Origin of the sequence: Natrinema pallidum DSM 3751 (assembly GCF_000337615.1) — an archaeon.
Taxonomy (GTDB): domain Archaea; phylum Halobacteriota; class Halobacteria; order Halobacteriales; family Natrialbaceae; genus Natrinema; species Natrinema pallidum.
The window spans coordinates 1-9,436 of the sequence record NZ_AOII01000111.1; the positions used below are offsets into that span (position 1 = coordinate 1).

The window sequence follows — 9,436 nt, forward strand, 5'->3', positions numbered from 1 at the left end:
GGAATGGATCTTCAGAACACAAATCCAGCTTTGGTTCGTCGGTAACTCACGATCCAGCATCAGTTAGCTCCGGATGCTTTGTGAGGTACTGATACTACCTTTTGCCCCGGAAAAACAGCTCGTGTTCGACGACGCCTATCGTGTCCTCAGGCCCGGTGGGCGCGTCGCCATCTCAGACGTCGTCCAAACCGCGCCGTTCCCCGACGACGTCAAGATGGACCCGGACTCGCTAACTGGCTGCGTCGCCGGTGCGTCGACCGTTGCGGATCTCGAAGCGATGCTCGACAGTGCCGGCTTCGACGCAATCGAGATCGCGCCCAAAGATGAGAGCACCGAGTTCATCAGTGATTGGGACGCCGATCGCGACCTCGGTGACTATCTCGTCTCGGCCACTATCGAGGCCCGGAAGCCGCCACAAGATCCCTAGCTAACCGAAACGTACTGGCAGCCTTGCCCAGTTGGGAATTGTGCGATCGGAGGGCCGAACGAACCCTCCGATTACGCCTACGCTACGGTTCGTCCGGATAGAACTCGTCGAACAGCATCTCGACGCGTTGCTCTATGTCGTCACGAATCTCGCGGACAGTATCGAGATCTTGCCCGTGCGGATCGTCTAGCGCCCAGTCTCGAATGTCGACGTTCTCCGCATCCAGTTCCAGCGTCGAACAGCCCATCGTGGCGACGACATCGCACGATTCGAGTTCGTCAGTCGAGACCTCCCGTGGTGTCCGGTTCGAGAGATCGATATCTCGCTCTCGCATGACCGTGATCACTTCGTCGTGAACGCTTTCAGCCGGGTGTGTACCGCCGGTAAGGATTTCGATATTGTCACCTAATTTCCGGCGATCACGTTCCCGCTCGGCGAACGCAGCCGATATCTGGCTTCGCCCCGCATTCTGTACACACACAAATCCAAATGTCACCGGTGATGCCGTATCCATAGACGATCTCTCCTTTTATATCGAGTTAAGCGCTCCTATGAGGATTCCTTTTCACTATATACCTCTCACTAGTCATCATATCGAACGTTGGCTATTATCGGTCACTGACAGCTACCCCGAAAATGTAGTTTGTCCGAACAGTGGGGAAGTCGTTCATAGACGGACTGTGTCGATCGCTTCTGTTTCCGATCACAGCTTCCGCGATCCGTCGAGGGCGACGAGGACGGCATTGGCACGCGCTGTCGCTCGATATTTCCGCCACTTCCCATCTTTTCGGCGAGTGATAAGTCCAGCGTCGGTGAGTTGGGACAGCGCATGGCTGATTGCGCTGTCGCTGACGTCAAGCAGCGGCGCAAATTCACAGACACAGAGTTCTTCGCCGGCGATGTGAAGGATACGAATGATCTTGTACCGGGTCTCGTTCGCGAGCGCCGATAGCAAGCCAACGTCCTCGTCCAGCGCAGGTCCGCCTGCGGCCGCGTCGATCTCTTCGAGTTCCGCCAGACGCCGGGATACTTCATCGTCGCCACACCCACCTCGTTCGTCGGCGAGGTATCGCTGTAGTCGCTCGGTCGATGACATACACATCGATTGAGCAGATATCGGATTAAGTATTATGAAGTATCCCCCGCACAGGGCACACTCAATAGCAACGCTGTCACTTTAGAACTCTGTAAGATAGTGCTGAGAACTCTATCGACAACAACACATCGATTCAGCGTCTTAAAGCGTTCTTGTAGTGCGTCCGTTTCGACTCGAGTGTTGAATACGTCTGTGCGAGCCGAAGAGCTTATGACTATGTTTGAACAATCCCTCAATTGAATGCGATGGAACTACGGCTACTATCTGACCGGTGACCGCCGAACCGTTGACCAGACAATTGAGCAAATCCTCTTTTCCGATCAATGACTGAACTCACCCTGTACGAAGAAGCGATGTGTTGTTCCACTGGCGTTTGTGGTCCTGATCCCGACGAAGAACTCGTCGAAGTAAGCGCCGCTCTTGACCAGCTCGAAGCGGAATTCGAGAACGTCGACGTCTCACGGGCGAACATGCAGCACAACATCGACCAGTTCCTCGAGACGCAGCCCATTTCCGATCTGGTCGAGGAACACGGTCCCTCGATTTTGCCGATCACTGTCGTCGACGACGAAATTGTCGCCAAGTCCGAGTACCTCTCATACGACGAACTTGCGGCAGCACTCGACGCTGCCACCCCGACCCAGGAGGCCTAACCCATGAGCACGACGCCCACCGACGCACGAGCGGTCGTAGAGCCGACGAACGAGGAGACCGAATTCGTCTTTTTCAGCGGCAAAGGCGGCGTCGGTAAGAGTACCGTGAGCTGTGCGACGGCGACCTGGCTCGCGGACAACGACTACGAGACACTGCTGGTGACGACTGATCCTGCACCGAATCTCTCGGACATCTTTGGGCAGGATATCGGTCACGAAGTCACCGCTATCGACGACATCGAGAACCTCTCGGCCATCGAGATCGATCCGGATGCCGCCGCCGAGGAGTACCGGCAGGAAACGATCGAGCCGATGCGACAGTTGCTCGACGACGAGCAACTCGAAACAGTCGAAGAGCAACTCAACAGCCCATGTGTCGAAGAGATCGCTGCCTTCGACAACTTCGTCGACTTCATGGATAGCCCCGAGTACGATGTGGTCGTCTTCGATACAGCGCCGACCGGTCACACTATTCGGTTGATGGAGCTCCCATCCGACTGGAACGCCGAACTGGAGAAGGGCGGCTCGACCTGTATCGGGCCGGCAGCCTCGATGGAAGAGCGCAAACAGGACTACGAGCGCGCCATCGACACCCTTCAGGACGACGAGCGTACCTCCTTCGCGTTCGTCGGCAAGCCCGAGGACTCTTCGATCGACGAGATCGAACGCAGCGCGAGCGATCTTGGCGACCTCGGGATCGAGTCCCAGCTGCTGATCATCAACGGCTACCTCCCCGATTCGGTGTGTGAAGATCCGTTCTTCGAGGGAAAGCATGAAGACGAGCAGGCCGTCATTGAGCGCGCACGGACGGACTTCGACGCCGACGCGATGGCGACGTATCCACTCCAGCCCGGCGAGATTGCAGGGCTCGACCTACTCGCGGATGTCGGCGGCGTCCTCTACGACGGCGACGAGGCGACCGTCGATGTCGGGACGGCGACGGACGGAGACACCGAAACTGCGATCGACTTTGAGTCGATGGCTGACGCCGAAGCAGTCGCCGACCAGCTTCGACCGGGCGACGAGACGCAGTATCTCTTCTTCACCGGCAAGGGCGGCGTCGGCAAGAGTACGATCGCTTCGACGGCGGCGACGAAGCTCGCCGAAGCGGGCCACGAAACGCTCGTCGTCACAACCGACCCGGCTGCCCACCTTGAGGACATCTTCGGCGAACGGGTCGGCCACGAGCCGACCTCGGTTGGCCAGGCGAACCTCGACGCGGCGCGGATCGACCAGGAGAAAGCGCTTGAAGAGTACCGCACGCAGGTCCTCGACCACGTCACCGAGATGTACGAGGACAAGGAGGACACCCAGATCGACGTGGATGCGGCGATCGCGAACGTCAGAGAGGAACTGGAGTCACCGTGTGCCGAAGAGATGGCCGCCCTCGAGAAGTTCGTGAGCTACTTCGACGAGGACGGCTACGATGTCGTCGTCTTCGACACCGCCCCCACTGGGCACACACTCCGACTGCTCGAATTACCCTCCGACTGGAAAGGGTTCATGGACCTCGGTTCGCTGACGAAGGGTGCCGCACCCGCGAAAGGCGACCAGTACGACGAGGTCATCGAGACGATGAAGGACCCCGAACGGAGCACCTTTGCATTCGTGATGTACCCCGAGTACACCCCGATGATGGAGGCCTACCGGGCCGCCGCTGATCTCGAGGATCAGGTCGGGATCGAGACCTCGCTGGTGGTCGCGAACTACCTGCTCCCCGAAGAGTACGGCGACAATGCCTTCTTCGAGAAGCGCCGCGCCCAGCAGCAGGAGTACCTCGGCGAGATCAGCGATCGCTTCGACGTACCGATGATGCTCGCCCCGCTACGCCAGGACGAACCGGTTGGATTAGATGAACTGCGCGCGTTCGGTGCGGAAATCACCGGGCTGGACGACATCACGGAGGAGACGGAACCGGAGGTGACGGCGTCGTGAGCGAATCCGTGTCGAAAGAGCCGGCCGTCGAGGAGTCGCTTCAGGCGTTCATCGAGGCGCTCCGCGACTCAGCGACCTATCAGCAGTTCGTGGACGCGAGCCAACGACTCGAGGCCGACGAGGATGCACAGTCCCTACTCGAAGCGTACCAGCAAAAACAACAGGAACTGCAAGCGGACGAGTTCGACTCGTCGGTCATGAGCGAATTACAGGAGCTACAGACCGAGGTTTCGAACAACGATACCATCCAACAGCACCGGGCAGCACAGGAGGAACTCGTCGCCCTCCTCGAGCAGACGAACGACGTCATCAGCGAACAAATCAGGCAGGAATTCGCGCAGTCTCTGGGAGGTGGGTGCTGTTGAGTACCTCTGACGATGAAGTTCTGGCCGCGGCTGAAGCGCTCGGTAAGGACCTCGATGTAGCACAATCGGAGGCAACGGCGGCTGAGTTCGAGTCGCTGTTAATCGAGTGTAATGAAGCGATCAGCGACGAGATCGGCCTCGAGTACGGTGATGTCTGCGGCGCTGGAAGCGACTGCTGCTAACACCAATTCTGTGGCTTCGACCTCTACGTCCCGGCGTGTAATCTTTCGATACTACAATCGGACCACACTGGCCGGATTTCACTCGGATGGTCGGCTCGTCTCGGAAACCTGGTTTACATATCCCGATCATGATTCGTTGACCAGTTCGTCCCCACACTTCCACTGGCCTACTTCAGCTTCGAGGCCTACGACCGGTACGCACGTTCGACACGCTATGAGATGGACACCCGACTGTTCGTCCTGCAAGGACTCCACGGGTGGGACACGAGACAGCATTTTCGTGATCAAATTCGTCCGAAACCACGGATTTCAGGCCCGCTGAACCCGCTGTGGACTCAACTTCCATATCTCTCATGGTAGTTGAGACTGGCCTCCTCAATGCATAGGCCGCGGGCACGGTTTGCTCACTGACAACCAGTACTATTTCGACCGCTTGAACTCGAACCGTGCCCCGCCATCGGTTCCGTCTGCCACCGAAACCGTCCAGCCGTGTGCCTTCGCGATGTCGGCCACGATTGAGAGCCCGAATCCGGTACCCCCCTCACTGGACGTAACACCGTGCTTGAATACTTTGTCTTGCTTCTCCTGCGGAATCCCGCTGCCGTTATCCTCAACGTAGAATCCGTCGTCCTCGTCTAGTCGACCCACGGTCACTATAATGTCGGCACCACCGTGCTCGACTGCATTCCGAAAGAGATTTTCAAAGAGCTGTGTCAGACGTCCTGCGTCGCCGGTCACTGTCGGGACTTCATCTGCAATTGTAAGCGTTGCGTCGTTGGTATCGACGTATCCCCATGCCTCGGTGGTAATTCTCTTGAGGTTAATCTCTTCTCTATCCCCGATCGTCGTCTCTCCACGTGCCAGCGTAAGGAGGTCTTCGATGAGTCGTTCAATTCGGGCGTGTGCAGATTCGACCTCTTCGAAATGCTCCTCGTTCCCGGTCTCCTCTGCGACTTCGAGAAACCCCATTGCGACTGAGAGCGGGTTCCGCAGGTCGTGGGCAACGACGCTCGCGAACTGGTCCAGTCGCTCGTTCTGCCGATGTAACTCCTCTTCTCGACTCGCTCGTGCGAGTGCTGCCTCGACAGTCGCACCGAGAATCCGAAACAGATCGATGTCTGTCTCAGAAAAGGCCTGTGTGGAAATTGATCCTGTCGAGATGAGCCCATACTCTCCTAGTGGGACGAGAATCTCACTTTGGATCTCCGTGTTCGGGTTGTGGGATTGACCCTCGGTCCGGATGTCATGATATACCTGGGTTTCTCCGGACTCAAACGCGTCCCAAGCGAGACCGTCCCCAGGAGTGAATCTGGGAGACACGTCGAATAGGTCTCGTGCTGCGGGAGTCTCTGTGATTGGGACGAGTGCGTCCTCTCGCTCGTCGTATTCCCAGATTCCAGTAATATTAAGATCAATTATCTCGGCTGCCGCATTAACGGCAATAGCTCCGATCTCTTCACTTGATTCAGCGCCGCTAAGCTGCTGTGCAGTCTCCTGAAGCGACCGAAGGCGGGTTTCCAACCGTTTCTGTTCAGTAATATCCTCCAAGACGGCAAGGATGCTCGTGGTTTCCCCGTCGGAATCTGTAATCGGCGCGACCGACAGGAGCAGGTCCAACTCGTCTCCGTCTTTCGTTTTCCGGCGTATCTCCTTCGCCCGAATTCGCTCGCCGCTCAGGGCGCGCTGCTTGTGTGATGCAAACTCGGCCTCCTGCTCGTCCGGGACCATCGGATTGAACTCGCCAAGTACTTCTTCCCGCGACCAGCCGAACATATTTTCAGCCTCACCGTTCCAACGAATGACGGTGCCGTCAGTGTCGATCTCCATCACGGTGAGTGGCGTGGCCTCGATGAGTGATTCGAGTCGCTGGTTCGTCGCTTCGAGTTCGCGCTCTCGCTCGACCTGCTCGGTGACGTTTCGAGCGATGCCCACAACGCGAACGGTCTCGCCATCGACAACGACCGGTGCGAGGCTCGTCTCCCAGAACCGAGCATCGTCACTGATATCGAGTTCTTCACGATACGAGATTGGCGCACGCTGATCGACGCAGCGAGTGTAATTGGCTTCGAGTTCAGAACCCTGTTCGTCGCCGAACACGTCCTGCGGCGTCTTGCCGCGAACTTCCTCAGTTGTGAGTCCGGTCTGTGTCTCGTATCCGGGACTGAGCCGGGCGAACTCAAACGACGAGTTCTCACCAGCGGTATCGACATTGAGCAGGAATATTGCGTCTCCGGATGTTTCGAGCAACGCCTCGTATTCCTCCGCGAGTTTTCGATACTCACGGCGTTCCGCTTCTCGCTCCGTTACGTCCTGAAAAACGCCCCGAAGTGCTGAGTCGCCGCGCTGTGTGTCGTCGACGTATTCTCCCCACGCCCGAACATCACGCACCTCCCCGTCGGTGCGCACGATCCGGAGGTCAAGGTCGTACGGTTCCCCGTCTTCGATTGCCTGGTCGACTGCTGCGGTAATCATCTCCCTGTCGTCAGGATGATAGAATTCGAGCCCCTCCTCAAGTGATGGCTCGTAGTTCTCGTCGACACCGTGTATCTGGCGGACCCCATCAGACCATGTGAGCTCGCCGCTCGATGGGTAGTACTCCCAGATACCGACATCCGCAATATTCTGGACGCGGTCGAACAGGAACTCTTGGCGCTCGAGTTTGGCACGGTCACGACTGCGTGAAATTTCGGCACTCACGAGTTTCGCTAACAACTCGACGAACGTTCGTTCAAGCGCTCCGAACGGAGCGACTCGCGTCGTTGGACTCGAGAAATTGACTGTCCCATAACGGGTATCATCAACGACGAGAGGCACGCCGATGTACGACTCTAACTCGAATTCACGATAGGCAGGGTGGGCCTCTTTTCCGTCGCTCACGGCGTCTGCGAACGAACAGACCGAATCCGTGCTAACGACTTCCGCACAGTACGTCGCCTCGAGATCGAACTGATCACCAGCTTCGATATCGGCCGCTGGTGCGTGAACTGCTTGGACTGTGTAGTCGCTCTCCTGGATCCGTGAGACGATTCCGATTTCGAGCCCGAGAGTCTGGCAGCCGACTTCCAATAGGCTCTGGAGCCGTGACTCGACCGAGATATCGCTTTCTCCCATGACGGTCTGGAGGTCTCGGAGTGCGTCTCGCTCTCGTTCCAATTGACGCTTCACCTCGCTTTGTTCGGTAACGTCTCGAGCGACGACGAGCACTTGCTTGTTCTTTTGACTCTGGAACGGCGTGATCTGGACGTCGAGCGTTCGTTCACCGGCCCCGGACAGAATGTTGAGTTGCAGGTTTGCATCGTCCAGACCAGTGAAACCACTATCGCCCTCTATCCCGTCGAGTCCCGATTTGACTGCCCGGGAGAATCGCGTTGCATCGAACTCGCTAATGCGGCCACCGACGACCGTTTCAAGCTGTTGTCCCGTGAGCTGGGCCGATCGATCTCCTGCTAACAACTGCTTCGCAGCCGTATTCGCGAATTCGATATCACCCTGTTCGTCGAGTATGAACACGACATCGTGGATGTTCTCTAGAATCGCGTCACTGCGCTCTAGCTCCAGTTTTCGTTCTCGCTCAGTAGTAATTTCGCGTGAAAAGACGGTCAAGCCGTCGTCATCTGGGAACGCTCGCACTTCGACCCAGTAGTCGAACGGCTCTCCCAGACGCTGTTCGAACGACACGGACTCTCCGGTTTCCACCGCCGTTCGATATCTCTCTTCGAGTTCCGTCCCGACGATCGACGGGAACTCTTCCCAGAGGATTCCGCCGACGACCGCCTCTGGTTCACGATCGACTCGCTCGGCCATTTTTTCGTTGATATACTCGATGCGCCAGTCGCCATCGACAGCGTAAATCGCGTCAGTAGCGCGTTCGAGCGTTCGTCGAAAGCGGCGTTTCGTTTGCTCGGCCTCCTGTTGTTTCCGTGCAGCGCTCGCAAGTGTTCGAATACGGGCCGCAAGTAGTGTGAAGTTATCACGTTCCGACCGTATTGGCAGATAGTCCGACACGCCCGCACGAGTCGCTTTGCTCGCGATTTCCTCGCTCCCTTGTCCGGTAAAGAGGATGATCGGAATTTCATCGTTCTGCTGCCGAATCGACTCCGTAAGCTCGATAGCGTCTGAATCTTCGAGCGAGTATGCCGTGACGATACAGTCGATTCGGCCCGCACTCAGATTGTGGATTGTCTCGTCGATACCGTTCGCAGATCGATAGTCGATTTCGGTACTCGTCTGTTGTAACTTGGTTTGGACCAACTCCGCGAACGCGGGATCGGAGTTCACGTAGAGGACGCGGATTGGATCGTCTAGTTCGCCAGCGAGATCGAGCACAGTTATAGGGGATTGACTGCCTAATTGGTTAAACATTTCTTGAGCAGTGCTCCGAGGAGCTATTGAGTTCTCTGCCGACCGACAAAGTGCAGTACTCAAAGTGGGGCACTGCTGGATTGAGGTTGAACTGAGCGGAGTTCTTCGAGGGAAATGGGAACATGCTGTTCAAAGAACTCCACGTCGATGTAACGGGTTCTTCTGATGTGGAATGTTTGGATACCGATCGGACGCGAACGCCAGCCTGGCTGATCAGGCTGGCGTGCGCTGCCCATGCTGGAGCAGCCTCGTTAGCGGAGTGTCGAGACCTCTGTGAGTAGTTCGGCGTCGAACGACGCCGAGCCACGATTCAGCACTGGTACCAAACCTCAGTACCTCACAAAGCATCCGGAGCTAACTGATGCTGGATCGTGAGTTACCGACGAACCAAAGCTGGATTTGTGTTCTGAAGATCC

7 protein-coding genes and 2 pseudogenes are annotated in these 9,436 nt (G+C 57.1%); 6 read left to right on the forward strand and 3 right to left on the reverse strand.

Annotation, left to right across the window (positions count from 1 at the left end):
* Window positions 1–91 precede the first annotated feature (91 nt).
* Window positions 92–427 (forward strand): annotated as a pseudogene (locus C487_RS18520) (arsenite methyltransferase); the annotation flags it as partial.
* A gap of 82 nt (window positions 428–509) precedes the next feature.
* On the opposite strand, the gene C487_RS18525 reads toward C487_RS18520, so the two are convergent.
* On the reverse strand, window positions 510–941 hold the full coding sequence (locus C487_RS18525) for a low molecular weight phosphatase family protein (protein ID WP_049908283.1): 432 nt from the start codon (window positions 939–941) through the stop codon (window positions 510–512).
* 189 nt (window positions 942–1,130) lie between these two features.
* On the reverse strand, window positions 1,131–1,523 hold the full coding sequence (locus C487_RS18530) for an ArsR/SmtB family transcription factor (protein WP_006187385.1): 393 nt from the start codon (window positions 1,521–1,523) through the stop codon (window positions 1,131–1,133).
* A 323-nt stretch (window positions 1,524–1,846) separates the two neighbouring features.
* Here C487_RS18530 and arsD point away from each other — a divergent pair, with 323 nt between their 5' ends.
* Genes arsD through hcsS form a run of 4 tightly spaced genes read left to right on the forward strand, consistent with a single transcriptional unit; the run spans window position 1,847 to window position 4,658 of the window.
* The gene (gene arsD, locus C487_RS18535; RefSeq protein WP_006187386.1) at window positions 1,847–2,176 is read left to right on the forward strand and encodes an arsenite efflux transporter metallochaperone ArsD; all 330 of its coding nucleotides are present in this window, start codon (window positions 1,847–1,849) and stop codon (window positions 2,174–2,176) included.
* A 3-nt stretch (window positions 2,177–2,179) separates the two neighbouring features.
* Window positions 2,180–4,111 (forward strand): arsenical pump-driving ATPase, encoded by a 1,932-nt coding sequence (gene arsA, locus C487_RS18540; RefSeq protein WP_006187387.1) that lies wholly within the window; start codon window positions 2,180–2,182, stop codon window positions 4,109–4,111.
* On the forward strand, window positions 4,108–4,476 hold the full coding sequence (gene hcsL, locus C487_RS18545; RefSeq protein ID WP_006187388.1) for a halo-CC-star protein HcsL: 369 nt from the start codon (window positions 4,108–4,110) through the stop codon (window positions 4,474–4,476). Before arsA ends, hcsL begins: the two co-directional genes overlap by 4 nt.
* Window positions 4,467–4,658: a halo-CC-star protein HcsS gene (hcsS, locus tag C487_RS18550; protein ID WP_006187389.1), complete on the forward strand. Its 192-nt coding sequence runs from the start codon at window positions 4,467–4,469 to the stop codon at window positions 4,656–4,658. The genes hcsL and hcsS overlap by 10 nt, the downstream gene beginning before the upstream one ends.
* Before the next feature lie 420 nt (window positions 4,659–5,078).
* Here hcsS and C487_RS18555 read toward each other — a convergent pair whose 3' ends face one another.
* The gene (locus C487_RS18555; RefSeq protein WP_162831898.1) at window positions 5,079–9,020 is read right to left on the reverse strand and encodes a PAS domain-containing protein; all 3,942 of its coding nucleotides are present in this window, start codon (window positions 9,018–9,020) and stop codon (window positions 5,079–5,081) included.
* A gap of 125 nt (window positions 9,021–9,145) precedes the next feature.
* Between C487_RS18555 and C487_RS22270 the strand changes: the two are divergent.
* Window positions 9,146–9,361, forward strand: a pseudogene (locus C487_RS22270) (IS6 family transposase); the annotation flags it as partial.
* Window positions 9,362–9,436: the final 75 nt, after the last annotated feature.